Here is a 17,238-nt window from a genome sequence, read left to right as displayed (position 1 = left end):
TGTTTATGTTAAATTAAGTACTATATGTTATTTAACCTGAACTCAGCTTATTTAAGTAAATCAATAAAGAAGCTGTATTCTAACGCGGTTTCATGAATCCCTTTAAAGCGACCCGATGCACCGCCATGGCCTGACTCCATATCAGTTTTAAATAACAAAATATTATCACCCGTTTTGTATTCGCGTAATTTAGCAACCCATTTCATTGGTTCAAAATACTGTACCTGTGAGTCGTGTAAACCTGTGGTGATTAAGGTATTAGGGTAGCTTTGTTTTTTAATTTGATCATAAGGAGAGTATGACAACATATAGTTGTAGTATTCTTCATCTTTAGGGTTACCCCATTCATCAAATTCATTGGTCGTTAGTGGAATACTCTCATCGAGCATTGTTGTTACCACATCAACAAAAGGTACAGCAGCATGCACACCGTTATATAATTCAGGCGCCATATTCATCACCGCTCCCATTAATAAACCACCAGCACTGCCACCAGAAGCAAAAACGTTATCTTTATCGCCATAGCCTTGTGCGACGAGTGCTTTGGTTACGTCAATAAAGTCAGTGAAGGTATTATTTTTTGTTAATTTTTTGCCATCTTCATACCAAGGGCGTCCAAGCATTTGTGAGCCACGTACATGAGCGATAGCATAAACAAAGCCACGGTCGAGTAAGCTTAAACGACTAAATGAAAACCTAGGATCCACAGTCAAACCATATGAGCCATAGCCGTATTGATGTAATGGGTTAGTACCATCTTTTTTAAACTTATCTTTGCGATAGACAAGTGATACGGGAACCTTTACCCCATCGCGTGCGGTAATAAAAATGCGCTCAGAAGCATAGTTATTTGAGTCAAAATCACCCAACACTTCATCTTGTTTTAATTGCGTTTTTTCAAGGGTTGTTAAATCAACATCATAGTCAGTGTATGGCGTAGTTAAGCTAGTGTAATAAAGGCGTAATGCACTGTTATCTAAATTATTGTTACCGTAAAGGCCTAAGTTAAACGCACTGTCATTGAAACTAAGTTGTTGTTCTTTACCCGTTGATAATTGGCGTACGGTAACGCGGATTAAACCATTTTCTCGTTGTTGATAAACTAAATGGTCATTAAATAATTCAAAATCATCTAGCTTGATATTATCATTCGCAGCAATAACATCTTGCCAATTGCTTTTATCGCCAACCTTGTCTTTATGCACTTTCATTAAACGAAAGTTTTGGGCTTGCCAGTTGGTGCTGATGTAAAACCAGTCATGCATTTTGGCGATTGAATACTCGATCCCTGTTTCACGGGGAATAAACTCAATAGGCGTAGCCTTTGGACTATTAGCATCAATCACTGAGGCACTTTTGGCTTCAGTTGAGCTATGCCAAATAATTACCGAGCTATTGTCTTTGCTTTTACTCATGAAAGTGTAAAAGGTTTTATCTTGCTCCTCATAAATTAACTCATCATTAGCTTGTGGTGTACCTAAGGTATGACGGAATACTTGATAAGCGAGTAGGGTTTGTGGGTCACGTTTGATGTAATAAACGGTTTTATTGTCGTTGCCCCATTCAATATTACCACTGGTACCGATAAGCTCATCAGCAAGTAACTCTCCTGTTGAGAGATCTTTAAATTTAATGGTATATATTCTTCGGCTAACGGTGTCTTCACCATAAGCTAATACCTTTTCACTTGGACTAACGCGCAGACCTGATAATTGATAATAATCATGAGCTTTCGCGAGTTGATTTACATCCAATAATACCTCGGTATTACTACCAGAAAAGTCGGTGGAACGAATATAAATAGGGTACTCGTTGTCGCCTTGCATTTGGCTGGCGTAAAAGTAATTGCCACGTTTAGTGGGTACACTATTGTCATCCTTTTTAATGCGGGCTTTTATTTCTTCAAAAAGCGTTTCTTGTAGTTCGCTCGTGTGCGCTAACTTTGCGTCTACGTAGCTATTCTCAGCGGCTAAATGCGCTAAAATTTCAGGATCAGTACGAGTATCGTCACGCATCCAATAATAATCATCAACACGTTTATGACCGTGGGTGACTATTTCATAAGGGACTTTTTTGGCTACTGGTGCGGTAATTGAGATCATAGGCGTTTGGTTATCTGGCAGTTCGTTAGCAGTATTTTCGTTATGGCTACATGCACTAATTAGCAGGGCTGAAGAAATGACTAAGCACAGTTTGTTCGCGAGTTGTTTAGTTGTTAAAGGGTTCATAAAAGCTCATAGAGTAAGTGGGGATAACATTAAGAGTGAATTAAATGATGGCTTAATGTATCTGTTTTTTGTAATGTCGGTACAACAATAACGCAGCATTACAAATGTTAAATAAATGTATCCAGAATAAAATAGCAGGTTATTTATTATAATCAAGAGAACTTAGTCGCGAACGTCGCCAAATAGGGTAAAGTAACGGAAATGTAAGATTAGTGGGCAATTAGCTAGTTAACGGTTTAAGGAAAGGTATGTCATTAGATAAACTCTCAAAACAGCTGCAACAAAATAATAACAGTGACCAAGCTAAACTACCGCCAATTGAGTTGTGGAACCCGCCTTTTTGCGGTGAAATTGATTTACAAATAAAAGCCAATGGTGATTGGTATTATGGTGGTACGGTTTTTAAGCGTTTAGCGTTAGTGAAGTTGTTTGCAAGTGTGCTATGGCGAGAGCAAGATGAACAGCGCGATGAATATTTTTTAGTAACACCTGTCGAAAAAGTTAAAATAACGGTTGAAGATGCGCCTTTTATTATTACTCAGTGGCGCTGGCTTGATGACAAGCAAACAATCATGGAAGTTTCGACTAACCTTGCAGACACTTTTGTCCTTGATGCGAGCCGTCACCTAACGATAGATGAACAAGGGAGCTTATACATTAATGTGCGCCGTAACTTGTTCGCGAAAGTACATCGCAATGTTTATTATCAATGGGTTGATTTAGCGGCTGAACAAAGTGCTAACCAAGAAAAGCAATCAACAGAGCCCGTAGCATTGTATTTTTATAGCGATGGGCAAAAATTTATTTTGGGGCATTACTAGTTAACCAGAGCTCAGGTTAATTAGCTAACTCAGAGGTTAAATAACCCGATAACTAACTCTATAACTAACTCGATAACTAACCACCACAAACAGTGCAGCTTTTTTGTTTTTTCATGGTGAATTGCTGCCACTGATTTGATAAGCCATCAAGCATATTGAGCTGATTTATTTGTACAGGGTTTCCCGTAAGTAGTTTAATGGCTTGTAAGGTTTGCATACCTGCGACCATCGCCAGTATAGGACCCATAATTCCGATAGTTTGGCAGTTATTTGCGGGTGCTTTTTCACTGGCAGGAAATAAACAGTGATAACAAGCGCTATTATTGTCACGCGGATCAATGGTTAATTGTTGACCGTCAAAGCCTGTGGCAGCACCAACAATTAACGGGACTTTATGCTCAACACAAGCTTGATTAATTAAATAGCGAGTTTGAATGTTATCAGAGCAATCGAGTACCACATCAACTTGCTCTAAATAGTAATCGCAAAGCTCTTTATCTAGCATTTCATCAATCACTTCAATGCTTGTATCAGGAAATTGTGCCTGAAGCTTTTCGGCAGCGACATCGGCTTTGTTGTTGTCGATATCGTTTTCAGTGAATAGGATTTGTCTTGGTAGGTTACTCAATTCAATCACATCACCATCGGCCAAAAACAAGGTGCCAACACCCGCCGCTGCTAAATATAAACTCGCAGGGTTACCTAAACCGCCAACACCTAAAATGAGTACTTTGGCATTCCGTAATGCTATTTGGCCTTGCTCACCAATGTTAGTTAGCATAATTTGACGAGAATATTTGAGTTGCTCTTGGTTACTTAACACGTTTTTTCCTATAGCTTGGCATGATGTTACTTTGGTTTTCCGTTAAGGTAATCCGCTGAAAATTTAGTTAAAAATCAATTCAGGAAAGTGCGCACTGCACTGGCTTTAAATTGCAAAAATACGCTTTGCCCTTGTTTTAACGCTAATTTGTTCTGCGAGTAGGCGCTAATACTAACAAAAAACTCTTGGGCGTCACAATCAATGCTCAGCAGTACCTTAGTATTATCCTTTTTTATATTGTTTATTGTGCCCTGTAGCTGGTTTACTATGCTGCTATTGTGCGGCTCGGTTAAACAAATACTAATATCGCTGGCGAGAATAAAACAACGTAATGGTTGTCCTACTAATCTTTCAGCAGTGATTTTTTCAGCAAAAACAAGTTGAGAACTTGGTAATAATATTTGCTGTTTTTGTAGAGAGATCACGGCTAAACCATGACCATTGTTAGTAGATAGTATTGGTAACGCTAAGCTAGTTTGAGGCTGAATTATATTGCCTTGCACAGTGCTGTCTATCGCCTGATACTGCCTTTGTGTTAACTGGTGAATCATATGGTGAATATTGCCAAAAAACGCTGAATGTTCATTTGCACTTTTTTTTGTCATTATCGCGGTATTATTGGTTAACACTAATAGGTTATCACAGACCTGTTGTAGTTCATCAAGGGAGTGACTGACATATAAAATAGGTAAACTAAGTCGCTGCTGAATAGTGGTAATTAAGTTGAGTAATTGAGCTTTACTTTGCTGGTCTAATGCACTGAGAGGCTCGTCTAATAATAATAACTGAGGCTCAGCGAGAATAGCTCTAGCAAGGGCGACACGTTGTTGCTGACCTCCTGAAAGTGCGGTTACGGGTGTGTTTAATAAAGGAGTTAAACCGGTTAGCTCAATAATTTCATTTAGCGTTAAGGTAGAATTTTTGCAGCGCTTACTGGCAAAGTTGAGATTTTTCATTACGCTAAGATGCGGAAATAAACGACTGTTTTGAAAAACTAAACCAACGCCGCGTTGCTCACTTTTTAAAACAAGTGCGCCATTGCTATTGAGTAGGGGTTTATTGGCAAGTGTAATTTGGCCTTGTGTTTTAGGCTCTAATCCTGCGATAGCGCGTAATAACGTTGACTTACCTGAGCCTGAATGACCAAATATACCGGTAATCCCTGTTAATGGAATATCTTGTTTAAGGGCTAAACGAAAGTTTTCATAGTGAATGTTGATGTCTAAACACAGTAGGTTATCAAAGCTTTTTTGGCTTTCAGGGGGTAGTGTTGAGCAGGTATCATCAGTTGTCATTTATCGGCCCCTACTGAGTTAACGTTACGGTGTTTTTTCGGTAAGTTAATTAAGTAAACCGCAGAAAGTAAAATCATTGAGCTAATTAATAAGCTGATTGCCAGTAAATGCGCTTTAGCGTAATCAAAGGCTTCAACATGATCAAAAAGTGCAATGGATAATACGCGAGTTTCACCGGGAATATTACCGCCAATCATTAATATTACACCAAACTCTCCAACCGTATGGGCGAAACCTAAACTAGCAGCTGTTATAAAACTGGCTTTAGTTAAGGGTAAAACAATGTGGAAAAACCGGTCAAACGGACCTGCGCCGAGTACTGCGCCCGCTTCAAGTAAGTTATCGCCTAACTGCTCAAAGGCTTTTTGTAATGGCTGCACCACAAAAGGCAGCGAATATAAAACCGAGCCGATAACAATTGCTGAAAAGCTAAAAGCAAGTTGTTGTCCAGTGGCTTGCTGCCATAATTGACCCGGTAAATATTCAGGCGAAAAAGCAATTAGTAAGTAAAAGCCTAGTACGGTTGGCGGTAATACTAAAGGTAATGCAACAACGGCTTCAATAACCACTTTAAATCGGCTAGTCATTTTTGCTAAATACCAGGCAAGTGGCGTTCCTAGTATTAACAAAATGACCGTGGTTAAGCCTGCCATTTGTAAGGTTGTGATCAGAGCTTGTAAATCAGGATTTTGCATAACCGTATCTTACAATAATGTTTTGGATGCTTGGGCGTAGTAAAAAACTACTAAGCTGTTGTGCTTTGGCTATATTTTTACTGTTACGTAAAATAACCAATTGTTGTTTTATTGGTTGATGGAATTCACTCGGAATAGTAATACCTGACAGGTTGTTAAGCACTAACTGACTATTGGCAACCAAGCCACTTTTTACCGCTTTACTTTGAATTTGCATAAAGGTTTGATTGATATTAATGCCTTTAATTAAACGCTTTTGATAAATATCCCAAAGTTTTAAATACGTTAACGTCTCTTGAGCTGCTTTACCATAAGGGGCGATTTTGGGGTTAGCAATGGCGAAATTTTTAGGAGGATTTTGTAATACATCGAAAAGAGAATTAGCGTTGTTGCTTGTTTCTATTACTGTTTTTTTGCTTTGGTTTTGGTTCTGGCTTTTGCTCGGTTTCAGATCATTAATGAATAATGCGAGTTGTCCTGTCGCGTAAGTTTTTCGACTATTTTTGACAATTAAATTATCTTGCTCAAGTTGTAACGGACGACGCTGATCAGCACTTAAAAAAATATCAAACGGAGCCCCATGTTTTAATTGTAAATAGATAGCTCCACTGGCACCGTTAATAACTTGGCTCTTAATGCCGGTTTCGTTTTCAAAGTCAGCTAATAATATTTCAAGAACAGGAGCAAAGTTTGCTGCCACAGCAATGCGTAGCGGCGTATCGTCGTTACTCTTTGAGGCGTTGGCAAACGCATTAGTACCAGTAAAAATAACAAAGAGTAATACTGAACAGGGAAAAACCGAGCAAAGCGACAACATTATTCGCTTAAGTTGTTGATATTTTTTATTGAAAATTAAGACCATGTTTGCGCTTTATTATTGTCACTGTCTTTGGCGTCTAACCATTGTTCAGTTTCTATTTTAGTGTCGGTTTTAGTGTTGATTTTAGTTTCGTGAGTGGAGTTTGAGCTGTCTGTCCTGGTAACTACGCGTTCTTTTTTCCAAAAAGGCGCTTTCACTTTAAGAAAGTCCATAATGAATTCATTGGCTGCAAAAGCATCTTGACGGTGTTTACTCGTTACACCGACAAAAACAATTTGCTCGCCAATATTAAGTTGACCAATACGGTGTATGACTTTAACTCGACCAATATTCCAACGCTCTTTTGCTGTCGCAATAATAGCGATAATGGTTTTTTCAGTCATACCTGGGTAGTGCTCTAAAGTTAATCCGGTAACATGGTTACCATTATTTTGGTTGCGCACTCTACCAGTAAAAGTTACCACCGCGCCATCGATTGCATTATCCTGCTCTAACAGTGCTACTTCATCAGCAAGGCTGAAATCTTGCTGCTGAATTGAAACCTCGTTGCTGGTAGCTGTTGGGTTGATTTTCGACATTAATTACCCGCCTGTAACCGGTGGAAAAAAAGCGACTTCATCACCTGATTTTACCGCAGTGTTGCTGTCAACCATGTCATGATTTACTGCCGCTAATAGTGAGGTATTAGCCAATGCGCTTTGCCATTGCTCACCTTTATTGATGAGTTGGTTTTTTACATCGTTAATGGTTTTAATGTTATCTGTTGGTAATGATAATTCACTACATTGTAATTGCTCGCGTAGTGCGGCAAAAAAAACAACTTTGATCATAAGTAATAATTCCTTATTTAGCTTGCCAGTGACCTGATTTACCACCTTCTTTGGTGAGTACTTTAATACCGTGAATTTCCATGGCGGGATCGGCCGCTTTACACATATCAAATAAAGTTAAACAAGCCACTGATGCAGCGGTCAGTGCTTCCATTTCAACGCCAGTTTGCCCTGTTAAACGGCATAAGCTAGTAACAATAACTTGTTGATTTTCAGTATCAAGAGTGAAATCAACTTGCACTTTAGTAAGCATTAATGGGTGACACAATGGAATTAAGTCACTGCATTTCTTGGCGGCTTGAATACCGGCAATACGGGCAACCGCAAACACATCACCTTTTTTATGTTTGCCTGTTGTAATTAATTCAAAGGTAGCTGCATTCATACTGATAATGCCTTGCGCAGTTGCTGTACGCGAAGTCATTGCTTTTTCGGTTACATCAACCATATTAGCTTCACCTTGTTGATTCAGGTGACTTAGTGCAACGTTAGCTGTTGGTTGCTGTTCGTTATTTTTTAGCGTTGTCATTAGCCACGAGTCTCGCAAAGGTTGGCTGTAATATTTAGGTGAGGTACAAAATTACAAGGTTTGTGGCTCGCATCTAGCTGTTCTTTAATCACTTTATCCCACGCTGTTTTACACGCATTGGTTGAGCCGGGTACGCAAAGTACTACGGTTTTATTTGCTATACCACCAAAGGCGCGAGATTGAATAGTTGATGTGCCTATTTCATGTAATGATACGTGGCGAAATATTTCGCCAAAACCTTCTACTGCTTTATCAAATAAAGGCATTAAGGCTTCAGGAGTGTTGTCGCGTTCTGTAAAGCCTGTGCCACCGGTTGAAATAATCGCGTGAATGTTATCATCTGCTATCCATTGAGATACTTTAGCGCGTAGCTGATAAACATCATCAATAACAATTGCTTTGTCAGCTAAGTGGTGCCCAGCTGAGGTAATACGCTCAACTAATGCTTGTCCAGAAGTATCATTTTCTTCAGTACGTGTGTCTGAAACCGTTAAAATGGCAATGTTAAGAGGAGTAAATGCTTTGCCGCCGTGTGCTGACATAGGGTTTTCCTTATGCTAAATATTTTTAATAAATGGTTTAAGTTGAGTTGTATCGTTATATGCGTTATAAAATTTAATGCCCTAAAGGTACTGATTTGCTTGCTGCCACTGCTGTGGCGTGTTGGTATTAAACAAAGCATTATCATGGGTACAAGTTATAGCTTGTGAAGGAACTTTACTTAATAGCTGCTTAATTGATGGGCCATTCTTCTTGCTTTTAGGAGAGCTTTCACGGCTGTTTTTAATATTGCTCTTAGTAAAGCTATTAACACCACTTTGGCTCGCATTTTTTTGAGATGTAAGGAAACCGTTTTGAAAGGCTTGCTCAAGAAAAAGCGCTAAATAAGCATTATTAGGTAAATACAGCGGAATATGGTGGTTACTACCTTGGCTGTCGGTAAAGTAAGTCGCTTTTTGACTTAGCTCTCCCTTAATACGTAATTCAGTCAACGCCTTGGCAGACATTAATGGTAAATCTACCGGTAATATAAGTAAGCCTTTAGGTTGAACTGGGCCAGTAAAGTGCGATAACACACTGTAAATGCCACCAACAGGACCAGCTTGTGGAATAATATCAGCCACTTGGTGTTCATCGCCACTGGTAATAATGTGCTCGATACCTGAACTCTTTAATAGCTTTTTTGAATAATCTAACATCGAGATATTATCGCGATTATGCATTAATTGGCTTTTGTCTTGCCCCATACGTGAAGATAAACCACCGGCAAGAATAACGCCTAGGCAGTTAGCATTTTGCATTGCCGTTACATGTTGCGTGTTTTGATTGCTAACCACTTGAGCACTGTTACAGGTGTTTGTTTTTAAATAATGCATATTAACCGCCAAGCATCGCAAGGTGTTTGGTGGCACCTGTGAGTTTTTCATGAAGAAAGTGAGTCGCTTTTTTATCATTAAGTAGTGAAACAATTTTTGTCTGCAAAGGCACTAAGTCATCACTTTGTAGTTCATCTCGTACAGATAGCCCTTGCTCACCAAACAAACATAAATGTAATTTAGCACTTGAGCTGATGCGTAAGCGATTGCAGCTATCACAAAAGTCTTTTGCATAAGGCATGATTAAACCAATACGGCCTTGATAATCAGGGTGATAGAATTCTTGTGCAGGACCCGCGGCTCTGTCTTGTATGATAGGTAACCAACCGTCAAGAATAAGGTTTTGTTTAATACGAGAACCTTGCACATGTTGTGCGTTAAAAAATTCTTGATTGTCGCCTGTTTGCATTAACTCAATAAAGCGTAAAGTCACTGGCGTATTTTTTAGCCACTCAAGGTATTGAGCAATGCCTTTGCCGCTATATTCGCGCATTAACACAGTGTTCACTTTGATTTGAGCGCGACCGTCGGCTAGTGCCATATCAATACCTTTTAATATGGTTTGCAGCTTATCGTGACCGGTAATTATTTTAAATTGACGCGCATCTAAACTATCAATACTGACATTAATAGCATCTATGCCAGCATCAAGCCATAAAGGTAAATGCTCAGGTAACTTAAAACCATTGGTGGTAATTGCTACCTTTTTAATGCCCGGTGTTTGTTTACAGGCTTTTATAATTTCAGGTAAATCTTTGCGAAGTGCTGGCTCACCGCCGGTTATGCGAATTTTTTCAGTACCGAGCTCGGCAAACGCCTTAGCAACACGTTTAATTTCGGTTAACGACATAAAGTCGCGTGGTTGATCGCATTGATAACCATCAGGCAGACAATAGTTGCAACTAAAGTTACACACGTCAGTTATTGATAGGCGCAGGTAATGAAACCTTCTGCCAAAGTTGTCTGTTAACATATCACCTTTCCAAAGTCGGGAGGCTAACGCGTTTCCTTGTTAACCTTGGCAGTGTCTTTAATTATAAAGTTATGTCACTAAACATTTTTATAATAAAACGCTACGGCATAATATTGCGTGCTAGCTAGAGCTAAGGTAGCAATAAAAGCTCGGTGTTTTTTGTAAATTCTAGTTTATAAATTTTAGCTTATAAGTTTCAGTATTACCTAAAAGTCTATCGTTATTATAGCAGAGTAAAATAATCACTTTTCTTATTGTATATCAACATATCGGTGATTAAATTGCTATCAATACAGACTTTATTTAGGCGATACTATCATTATATTATTGTATCCATTTGTTGCTGTCATTCGCGATAAGTAGCAAACCCCATCTATAGCCAGTGAGTTTTTTATGTCAGATTGTTGCTCAGCCCCCGGATTATTACCGTTTGAACAGGCATTAACTAAAATGCTTGATCAAGTTTCTGCGATCACCGAAACCATTGAATTGCCTATTACTCAGGCGCAAAACTATGTATTAGCTTCAGATGTTGTAAGCCCATTAAATGTACCGCCTCATGACAATTCTGCCATGGATGGTTATGCTTTTGCTTTGAGCAGTTTACAGCAGAGCAAAACCTTAACATTGGTTGGGCGATCTATGGCTGGAGCACCTTATCAAGGTGAATGCCAAGCAGGGCAGTGCATACGTATTATGACAGGCGCTAAAATGCCCCAAGGCTGTGATAGTGTTGAAATGCAAGAGAATACAACGGTTAATGGCGATAATATTACTTTCTTGCAAGAGAAAAAACTTGGCTCTCATGTGCGTAAAGCGGGTGAAGATATACAAATAACGCAACGAGTGTTAGCGAAAGGCCATAAAATAACCTCTGTTGACATTGGCGTGTTAGCGTCGTTAGGTGTTGTGACATTACGTGTTTTTCGTAAGTTAAGGGTTGCTTTAATTGCTACCGGTGATGAGCTGAAATTACCAGGGCAAGCGTTACAAGCCGGTGACATTTATGAAACTAACAGCTTTGTACTGTCATCAATGTTAGAAAAATTAGGCGTGGAAGTGATCAATTTTGGCATTATTGAAGACGATTACCAAAAAATAAAACAGGCTTTTATCAGTGCTGATGAACAAGCGGATGCGGTTATCTCTTCAGGTGGTGTTTCCGTTGGTGATGCAGATTACACTAAAGCGGTACTCGATGAACTCGGTGATATTGGTTTTTGGAAAATAGCGATGAAGCCAGGAAAGCCCTTTGCTTTTGGTAAGCTAGCCAATAGTGTTTTTTTTGGCTTACCCGGTAACCCTGTTTCAGCTTTAGTGACCTTTCATCAACTTGCTTTAATAGCCCTAACAAAAATGCAAAACGCAGCACCTTTGACACGTACACGCTTACAAGTTAAATCGGCTGATGACTTACGTAAATCCCCAGGGAGAAAAGATTTCCAACGCGGTTTTCTAACGGTAAATGCTGAAGGTGATAATGTTGTTCACTCAACAGGCGCGCAAGGCTCAGGTATTTTATCTAGCCTATCTCAAGCTAATTGTTTTATTGAATTGCCACAAGAGCAGGGACATATAACTAAAGGCCAACAAGTGACTGTGCAACTATTTGATATATTCTTAAATAATTAATTAAAGTCTTTTGTATATAGAATGGCTTTCTTGTAAAGTGGTCGTAATAAATTTAACAAATGTACAATAATAACTGTTGTATTCAACAAAAAAAACAAGGTAAGTTAAATCATGGATGAATTAAGCTTTGCCGACGTGAACATACTCACAGAACATATTGCAGAAATTACGGTGCACCCTAATGTTGAAATATCGGTGGCTATGATTACTGAATGTGATGAGTATTTTACTCGCCAGTTTTCAGGGCCGTTTGCCTTATTAATCAATAAAATTAATTTATATGATTATACCTTTGAAGCGAAAATAAGTGTTGTTTCACAAAAAAATATGATGGCGATTGCTGTGGTAACGTACGACTTTCAAGGAGAGAGTGTCGCTCAGAGCGTACGGGCTTTGCGTCAAGAGCAGCGTTGGAACTTTAAAATGTTTGACGGTGTTGAGTCTGGTTGGTTACAGGCTTATCAATGGTTGAAAACTGAAGTAAAGTCAATGTCTAGCCCAAACGTGAACGAAGTCGCCTCGTAACTGAGTAATTAAATATAATCACGTTAACAATAAGTTATTATTAACGTGACTTTTAATTAACTATTGAATCTAACTAATGATTAATAGCTTAGCTAGGTTCAAAATAAATAGATCACCTATTCTTATAGTTGAGCAAAGTTATAGTTGAGCAAAACATTTGTCTGCTGCAGCTAATGTTTTCTCAATAATTTCATCGCTGTGCGCTGTTGAAACAAAACCTGTTTCAAAGGCTGATGGCGCTAAATAAACCCCTTCAGCTAGCATTAAGTGGAAAAAGCGTTTAAATAGGTCAGCGTCACAGGCGGTCGCTTGTGCATAACTGGTAATTGGCGCGCTATCGTTTGTAAAGAAAAAGCCAAACATTCCGCCAACGTAATTAACACTTAAGTCTACACCATTGCGTTCAGCAGCAGCCTTTAATCCCATCGCGAGCTTTTCAGTTGAAGCACTTAATTGTGCGTGTTTTTCACCTTGGGCTAGCTCGGTTAATGATGCTAAACCTGCTGACATTGCTAATGGGTTTCCTGATAAGGTGCCTGCTTGGTAAACCGGGCCAATCGGCGCAATGTAGTCCATAATTTCTTGTTTGCCGCCAAATGCACCAACGGGCATACCGCCACCAATAACTTTACCTAATGTGGTTAAGTCAGGCTTAATGTTGTAGTGCGCTTGTGCGCCACCTAAAGCAACGCGGAAACCTGTCATTACTTCGTCAAAAATAAGTACGCTATTGTATTGATCACAAACCTCGCGTAGCCCTTCTAAAAAGCCTTCTACAGGTGGAATGCAGTTCATGTTGCCAGCAACGGGTTCAACAATAATACAAGCAATATCTTCTGGGTATTTAGCGAAAATAGCTTTAACTTCGTCAATATTATTAAAGCTAACGGTTAAAGTATGTTGAGCAAAGTCTGCTGGAATACCCGGAGAGTTAGGTACGCCCATGGTTAGTGCGCCAGAGCCAGCTTTTACCAATAAAGAGTCGGCATGGCCATGATAGCAGCCTTCAAACTTTAAAATTTTGTCACGGCCAGTATAACCACGAGCCAAGCGAATAGCGCTCATGGTTGCTTCTGTACCTGAGCTTACCATACGTAATGATTCCATTGACGGTACCAGTTCACGCACTTTATTCGCCATGGTAATCTCAACTTCGGTTGGCGCACCAAAGCTTAAACCGTTTTTAGCTGTGCTTATTACCGCATCAAGAATAGCGGGGTGATTATGACCTAAAATCATTGGTCCCCATGAGCCAACGTAATCGATATAAGCGTTGTCATCGGCATCAAAAATATAGGCGCCTTCAGCGCGTTTAATAAAACAAGGAACACCACCAACGCCATTAAAAGCACGAACGGGCGAATTTACGCCACCAGGGATAACTTGTTGAGCTTGTTCAAATAATTGTTCTGATTTATTCATAATATGTTTCTTTTAAAAAGTGATAGCTAACGTAGACAAAAGGTATTAACGATTTTTATTAGTGAACCAATTGACGGGTTTTTCATAAGCGGTTAATTGCTCTTCAACACCTAAGGTTAAAGCAAATAGTGCCATGCGAACTAGAACACCATTTTGTGCTTGTCTGAAAATGGCAAGGTTATCTAAATCATTTAGGTCGATATCTAACTCGTTTGCTTCAGGGCGAGAGTCACGCGGCAATGGATGCATAATTACCGTGTTTTCTTGGCAATATTGTTTATAGACACTTTTATTTAAACTAAAGTGACCACGATACAAGTCGGCTTCGTCTTTACTGGCAAAGCGTTCTTGTTGAATACGGGTTTGATAAATAACATCACACGAAAGGTTGCCTGCCATAGTATCGGTGACGATCACTTGATGGCCAGCATTAGTTAACGTAGAAATAACGCTATCAGGCATTTGTAACTCTTTTGGTGACACCATAGTGACTTTAACATTGTTATAAAGACTTAATAACTTTGATAATGAATGTACGGTACGGCCGTGTTTTAAATCACCCATTAAGACAATATTTAAATTATCTAAGCCTTTATTAAAATGCATCATTTCTGATTGAATAGTAAATAGGTCTAGTAGCGCTTGTGTTGGGTGTTCATTGGCACCATCACCGCCGTTAATTACTGGAACTGTGCTGCCTTGTGCAAATTGTTCAACCGAATGCATTTGCGGGTGACGCATGGCAATAACATCTGAATAACCGCTAATTACTTGGGCAGTATCAAATAATGACTCGCCTTTACTTAATGATGAATTTTCTTGCCCTACGGTTTCTCGAACAAAACCACCTAGTAAGTTAAATGCAGTGCCAAAGCTAACTCGGGTACGAGTACTTGGCTCAAAAAACAGGTTACTTAAAATAGCACCATCTAAAACATGACAACGTTTTTGTCTGGAGGCGTAAGGTGCCATTTGTGCGGAAACATTTAATATTTTGGCGATAGCGTCACGGTCAAACTGTGATACCGAAAGAATATGACTGCCTTGAAATTTCATCATCTTGAGTAGTTGTACATTCAGGTAAAAATTTGCCACGAAATATAGCATAAATTTGCCCAGCACTTAACTTTATTTGAATGCTTTTACCGTATGACTTGTAACTAAAAGTATGCAGGTTAATTATAATTGATGTGATGAATTGATGCGATGAATTGACAGGTGCTGTTAACTTACTGCACCTGCCTTTTACTTGACTATATTAGGATCTACGGTTTTACGTATGCCAAAATAATAACGACAAACAAAATGATAACGGGGATTTCATTGAAAAATCGATAAAACTTCCCTGAACGAGTGTTTTTGTCTTGTTGAAAAGTTTTTACTAATTTAAAACAGTAACCGTGATAGATAAAAAGCAAAATAACTAAACTTAGCTTGATATGTAACCAAGTAGCACTAACAAACCATGCTGTACCATAAGCATAGATAATGGCTAACCCGAGCACTAAAGTTAATAATGCAAAAGGTGTTACAAATAATAATAAACGTCGCTCCATGCCTTTAAGTTGTTCAGATACTACGTTTGATGATGTTTCAGCATGGTTTACAAATAGGCGTGGTAAATAAAAAATACCAGCAAACCAAGCAACCATAAAAATGACATGAAATGCCTTTAACCATAAAATATTGTTGATTAAAAAATTGCTCATTAATGGTTTTCCTCACCTTAGGTGTGATTCGCTAAAATTTAAACAGTGAAAAAAGTCGCGATGTTACTGGCGTTAATTACTCGTATAGCCACTAAAACCTTTTGGCATTCTTAATGACTAATAATCAAATGAAAACGACTTAGCGTTGCTAAGCTGTTATAGTACGCATGCTTAGTTTATATGCAGTTGCCGTAATGATTATTGTCGCATAAAGCGTGATTAGGCCATATCTTTACTTTTCATAGGATTATAATACTTTACAAATGAATTGGTTAGCAAAAATAAATCTAGGTATTGTTGTACAAAGGTTAGGGGCTTTTAAGTCAGCCTTATTTTTAGTGGCTTTGATCAGCCTGTGTTTATTTATTGGCTATCGAGTCGGTAACTATTATCATCACGCGCAAGTTTCTACTTTGGCACAACAAAAAGAGCGCTTAGATAATTTGTATCAACAGCATGAGCAAGCGATAGAGCAGATACATACCCTAGAAGTAGAGTTAACGCTTGAACAATTAGCCAATAAAGAAGCGCAAGCCTCAATTAAATCTGCAGCGCAAGAGCATCACCAAGTAAAGAAACAACTGGCTTTTTATGAAAAAATTATGGCGCCAGAGAAGCAAGCGGGTAGTTTAGTCGTTGAGGGCGTTAAAATATTCCCAACCTCGTTAGCGCACCATTATCGTTTTGAAGTCACGTTACTACAGCAACAGTTAAAAAGACGCTATAGTAAAGGCGATATCAACTTAACGTTTTTGGGTAGTGAAAATAACCAACTTAAAACACTAAAATTAAGTGATGTTTCTAATGTATCCAAGCAGGAACGTTCGTTTAGCTTTCAATTTTTTCAGGTGCTTAGCGGTGAATTCACATTGCCAGAAAGCTTTACTCCTGAAAATATACAGTTAAGTGTTAACTTGCCTCGAAGAACAGGGCAAAAGCAGGCCGACTTAGAAAAAATTATGCCATGGCAGCTTGAAAAGCCATAAACAGATAAAAAACATAATACTTGATTAAATTAGTCAGGTTTAAGATAATTACCCTTGTTGTATACCATTCATTTAAGTAAGTAGAGCGCTATGTCCACTCCAGAATTACCGATAAAATTTACCGATGCTGCGGCAAGTAAAGTCCTGTCATTAATCACCGAAGAAGAAAACCCAGCGCTTAAATTACGAGTTTATGTAACAGGTGGCGGCTGTTCAGGCTTTTCATACGGTTTTACCTTTGACGAAAAAGTGAATGACGGTGACTTAACTATTGATAAGCAAGGAGTGACTATGGTGGTTGATCCAATGAGCTTACAATATCTTGTTGATGGTGAGGTTGACTACCTAGAGAGTTTAGAAGGTAGCCGATTTGTGGTCAATAACCCTAACGCATCAACAACCTGTGGCTGTGGTTCATCTTTTTCTATTTAGCCGATACAATGAATTGATTACACAAAAACGCCGACAAATTGTCGGCGTTTTTATTGGTAATAGTAACACCTGGTCTTACTTTGCTGTATCTTTCTATTATGTAACCTGAACTCGGTTTAAAAGATATTTAACAAATTGAAAT

19 protein-coding genes and 1 riboswitch are annotated in these 17,238 nt (G+C 38.8%); of the genes, 5 read left to right on the top strand and 14 right to left on the bottom strand.

Annotated features, from left to right (window positions below):
* Window positions 1–47 precede the first annotated feature (47 nt).
* Window positions 48–2,102 carry a S9 family peptidase gene (locus KO495_RS08310; RefSeq protein WP_252738883.1) on the bottom strand — a complete coding sequence of 685 codons (2,055 nt, stop codon included), beginning with the start codon at window positions 2,100–2,102 and terminating at the stop codon, window positions 48–50.
* 374 nt (window positions 2,103–2,476) lie between these two features.
* Here KO495_RS08310 and KO495_RS08305 point away from each other — a divergent pair, with 374 nt between their 5' ends.
* Window positions 2,477–3,049 carry a DUF1285 domain-containing protein gene (locus KO495_RS08305; RefSeq protein WP_215979939.1) on the top strand — a complete coding sequence of 191 codons (573 nt, stop codon included), beginning with the start codon at window positions 2,477–2,479 and terminating at the stop codon, window positions 3,047–3,049.
* 76 nt (window positions 3,050–3,125) lie between these two features.
* On the opposite strand, the gene KO495_RS08300 is transcribed toward KO495_RS08305, so the two are convergent.
* The 10 genes from KO495_RS08300 to moaA form a co-directional block, all read right to left on the bottom strand.
* A complete protein-coding gene (locus KO495_RS08300; RefSeq protein WP_215979938.1) occupies window positions 3,126–3,872 on the bottom strand; it encodes a HesA/MoeB/ThiF family protein in 747 nt (248 codons plus the stop codon).
* 74 nt (window positions 3,873–3,946) lie between these two features.
* Window positions 3,947–5,167, bottom strand: coding sequence for a molybdenum ABC transporter ATP-binding protein (gene modC, locus KO495_RS08295; protein WP_215979937.1), 1,221 nt, complete (start codon window positions 5,165–5,167; stop codon window positions 3,947–3,949).
* The gene (modB, locus tag KO495_RS08290; protein ID WP_215979936.1) at window positions 5,164–5,862 is read right to left on the bottom strand and encodes a molybdate ABC transporter permease subunit; all 699 of its coding nucleotides are present in this window, start codon (window positions 5,860–5,862) and stop codon (window positions 5,164–5,166) included. The genes modC and modB overlap by 4 nt, the downstream gene beginning before the upstream one ends.
* Complete coding sequence (gene modA, locus KO495_RS08285) at window positions 5,849–6,724, bottom strand: molybdate ABC transporter substrate-binding protein (RefSeq protein ID WP_252738877.1); 876 nt, start codon at window positions 6,722–6,724, stop codon at window positions 5,849–5,851. Before modA ends, modB begins: the two co-directional genes overlap by 14 nt.
* A complete protein-coding gene (gene moaE, locus KO495_RS08280; protein ID WP_215979935.1) occupies window positions 6,715–7,260 on the bottom strand; it encodes a molybdopterin synthase catalytic subunit MoaE in 546 nt (181 codons plus the stop codon). The genes modA and moaE overlap by 10 nt, the downstream gene beginning before the upstream one ends.
* Before the next feature lie 3 nt (window positions 7,261–7,263).
* Window positions 7,264–7,512 (bottom strand): molybdopterin converting factor subunit 1, encoded by a 249-nt coding sequence (gene moaD, locus KO495_RS08275; RefSeq protein ID WP_215979934.1) that lies wholly within the window; start codon window positions 7,510–7,512, stop codon window positions 7,264–7,266.
* 13 nt (window positions 7,513–7,525) lie between these two features.
* Window positions 7,526–8,041: a cyclic pyranopterin monophosphate synthase MoaC gene (gene moaC / locus KO495_RS08270; RefSeq protein WP_215979933.1), complete on the bottom strand. Its 516-nt coding sequence runs from the start codon at window positions 8,039–8,041 to the stop codon at window positions 7,526–7,528.
* A complete protein-coding gene (moaB, locus tag KO495_RS08265; RefSeq protein WP_215979932.1) occupies window positions 8,041–8,583 on the bottom strand; it encodes a molybdenum cofactor biosynthesis protein B in 543 nt (180 codons plus the stop codon). The genes moaC and moaB overlap by 1 nt, the downstream gene beginning before the upstream one ends.
* Before the next feature lie 81 nt (window positions 8,584–8,664).
* The gene (locus KO495_RS08260) at window positions 8,665–9,417 is read right to left on the bottom strand and encodes an NTP transferase domain-containing protein (RefSeq protein ID WP_252738876.1); all 753 of its coding nucleotides are present in this window, start codon (window positions 9,415–9,417) and stop codon (window positions 8,665–8,667) included.
* A 1-nt stretch (window position 9,418) separates the two neighbouring features.
* Window positions 9,419–10,390: a GTP 3',8-cyclase MoaA gene (gene moaA / locus KO495_RS08255; protein WP_215979931.1), complete on the bottom strand. Its 972-nt coding sequence runs from the start codon at window positions 10,388–10,390 to the stop codon at window positions 9,419–9,421.
* Window positions 10,377–10,557, bottom strand: a riboswitch (molybdenum cofactor riboswitch). (Overlaps the previous gene by 14 nt.)
* Before the next feature lie 226 nt (window positions 10,558–10,783).
* Here moaA and moeA point away from each other — a divergent pair.
* Together moeA and KO495_RS08245 are read left to right on the top strand one after the other, a co-directional pair.
* On the top strand, window positions 10,784–12,022 hold the full coding sequence (gene moeA, locus KO495_RS08250) for a molybdopterin molybdotransferase MoeA (protein ID WP_215979930.1): 1,239 nt from the start codon (window positions 10,784–10,786) through the stop codon (window positions 12,020–12,022).
* Between the two features lie 111 nt (window positions 12,023–12,133).
* Window positions 12,134–12,547, top strand: coding sequence for a hypothetical protein (locus tag KO495_RS08245; protein ID WP_215979929.1), 414 nt, complete (start codon window positions 12,134–12,136; stop codon window positions 12,545–12,547).
* Window positions 12,548–12,685: 138 nt separating this feature from the next.
* Here KO495_RS08245 and hemL read toward each other — a convergent pair whose 3' ends face one another.
* From hemL to hemJ, 3 genes are all read right to left on the bottom strand, one after another.
* Window positions 12,686–13,969, bottom strand: coding sequence for a glutamate-1-semialdehyde 2,1-aminomutase (gene hemL / locus KO495_RS08240; protein ID WP_215979928.1), 1,284 nt, complete (start codon window positions 13,967–13,969; stop codon window positions 12,686–12,688).
* A gap of 45 nt (window positions 13,970–14,014) precedes the next feature.
* Entirely contained in the window at window positions 14,015–15,028 is a 1,014-nt protein-coding gene (locus tag KO495_RS08235) for an aspartate carbamoyltransferase (protein ID WP_215979927.1), read from the bottom strand.
* Between the two features lie 206 nt (window positions 15,029–15,234).
* Window positions 15,235–15,678, bottom strand: a complete 444-nt coding sequence (hemJ, locus tag KO495_RS08230) for a protoporphyrinogen oxidase HemJ (protein WP_215979926.1) — start codon at window positions 15,676–15,678, stop codon at window positions 15,235–15,237.
* Window positions 15,679–15,941: 263 nt separating this feature from the next.
* On the opposite strand from hemJ, the gene KO495_RS08225 reads away from it, so the two are divergent.
* Complete coding sequence (locus tag KO495_RS08225; RefSeq protein ID WP_215979925.1) at window positions 15,942–16,664, top strand: DUF6776 family protein; 723 nt, start codon at window positions 15,942–15,944, stop codon at window positions 16,662–16,664.
* 90 nt (window positions 16,665–16,754) lie between these two features.
* Window positions 16,755–17,096 (top strand): iron-sulfur cluster insertion protein ErpA, encoded by a 342-nt coding sequence (gene erpA / locus KO495_RS08220; RefSeq protein ID WP_215979924.1) that lies wholly within the window; start codon window positions 16,755–16,757, stop codon window positions 17,094–17,096.
* Window positions 17,097–17,238: the final 142 nt, after the last annotated feature.

Source organism: Colwellia sp. D2M02 (assembly GCF_018860755.1).
In the GTDB taxonomy this organism is placed as follows: Bacteria; Pseudomonadota; Gammaproteobacteria; order Enterobacterales; family Alteromonadaceae; genus Colwellia; species Colwellia asteriadis.
Note: the sequence above shows the minus strand (reverse complement) of the source record. Positions and strands in the feature narration are given on the sequence as shown.

What these genes read in the sequence shown, in the direction of transcription:
- KO495_RS08310 (WP_252738883.1), bottom strand. Translation starts at nt 2,102, where the DNA reads ATGATCTCAATTACCGCACCAGTAGCCAAAAAAGTCCCTTATGAAATA.
- KO495_RS08305 (WP_215979939.1), top strand. Translation starts at nt 2,477, where the DNA reads ATGTCATTAGATAAACTCTCAAAACAGCTGCAACAAAATAATAACAGT.
- modC (WP_215979937.1), bottom strand. Translation starts at nt 5,167, where the DNA reads ATGACAACTGATGATACCTGCTCAACACTACCCCCTGAAAGCCAAAAA.
- modB (WP_215979936.1), bottom strand. Translation starts at nt 5,862, where the DNA reads ATGCAAAATCCTGATTTACAAGCTCTGATCACAACCTTACAAATGGCA.
- modA (WP_252738877.1), bottom strand. Translation starts at nt 6,724, where the DNA reads ATGGTCTTAATTTTCAATAAAAAATATCAACAACTTAAGCGAATAATG.
- moaE (WP_215979935.1), bottom strand. Translation starts at nt 7,260, where the DNA reads ATGTCGAAAATCAACCCAACAGCTACCAGCAACGAGGTTTCAATTCAG.
- moaD (WP_215979934.1), bottom strand. Translation starts at nt 7,512, where the DNA reads ATGATCAAAGTTGTTTTTTTTGCCGCACTACGCGAGCAATTACAATGT.
- moaC (WP_215979933.1), bottom strand. Translation starts at nt 8,041, where the DNA reads ATGACAACGCTAAAAAATAACGAACAGCAACCAACAGCTAACGTTGCA.
- moaB (WP_215979932.1), bottom strand. Translation starts at nt 8,583, where the DNA reads ATGTCAGCACACGGCGGCAAAGCATTTACTCCTCTTAACATTGCCATT.
- KO495_RS08260 (WP_252738876.1), bottom strand. Translation starts at nt 9,417, where the DNA reads ATGCATTATTTAAAAACAAACACCTGTAACAGTGCTCAAGTGGTTAGC.
- moaA (WP_215979931.1), bottom strand. Translation starts at nt 10,390, where the DNA reads ATGTTAACAGACAACTTTGGCAGAAGGTTTCATTACCTGCGCCTATCA.
- moeA (WP_215979930.1), top strand. Translation starts at nt 10,784, where the DNA reads ATGTCAGATTGTTGCTCAGCCCCCGGATTATTACCGTTTGAACAGGCA.
- KO495_RS08245 (WP_215979929.1), top strand. Translation starts at nt 12,134, where the DNA reads ATGGATGAATTAAGCTTTGCCGACGTGAACATACTCACAGAACATATT.
- hemL (WP_215979928.1), bottom strand. Translation starts at nt 13,969, where the DNA reads ATGAATAAATCAGAACAATTATTTGAACAAGCTCAACAAGTTATCCCT.
- KO495_RS08235 (WP_215979927.1), bottom strand. Translation starts at nt 15,028, where the DNA reads ATGATGAAATTTCAAGGCAGTCATATTCTTTCGGTATCACAGTTTGAC.
- hemJ (WP_215979926.1), bottom strand. Translation starts at nt 15,678, where the DNA reads ATGAGCAATTTTTTAATCAACAATATTTTATGGTTAAAGGCATTTCAT.
- KO495_RS08225 (WP_215979925.1), top strand. Translation starts at nt 15,942, where the DNA reads ATGAATTGGTTAGCAAAAATAAATCTAGGTATTGTTGTACAAAGGTTA.
- erpA (WP_215979924.1), top strand. Translation starts at nt 16,755, where the DNA reads ATGTCCACTCCAGAATTACCGATAAAATTTACCGATGCTGCGGCAAGT.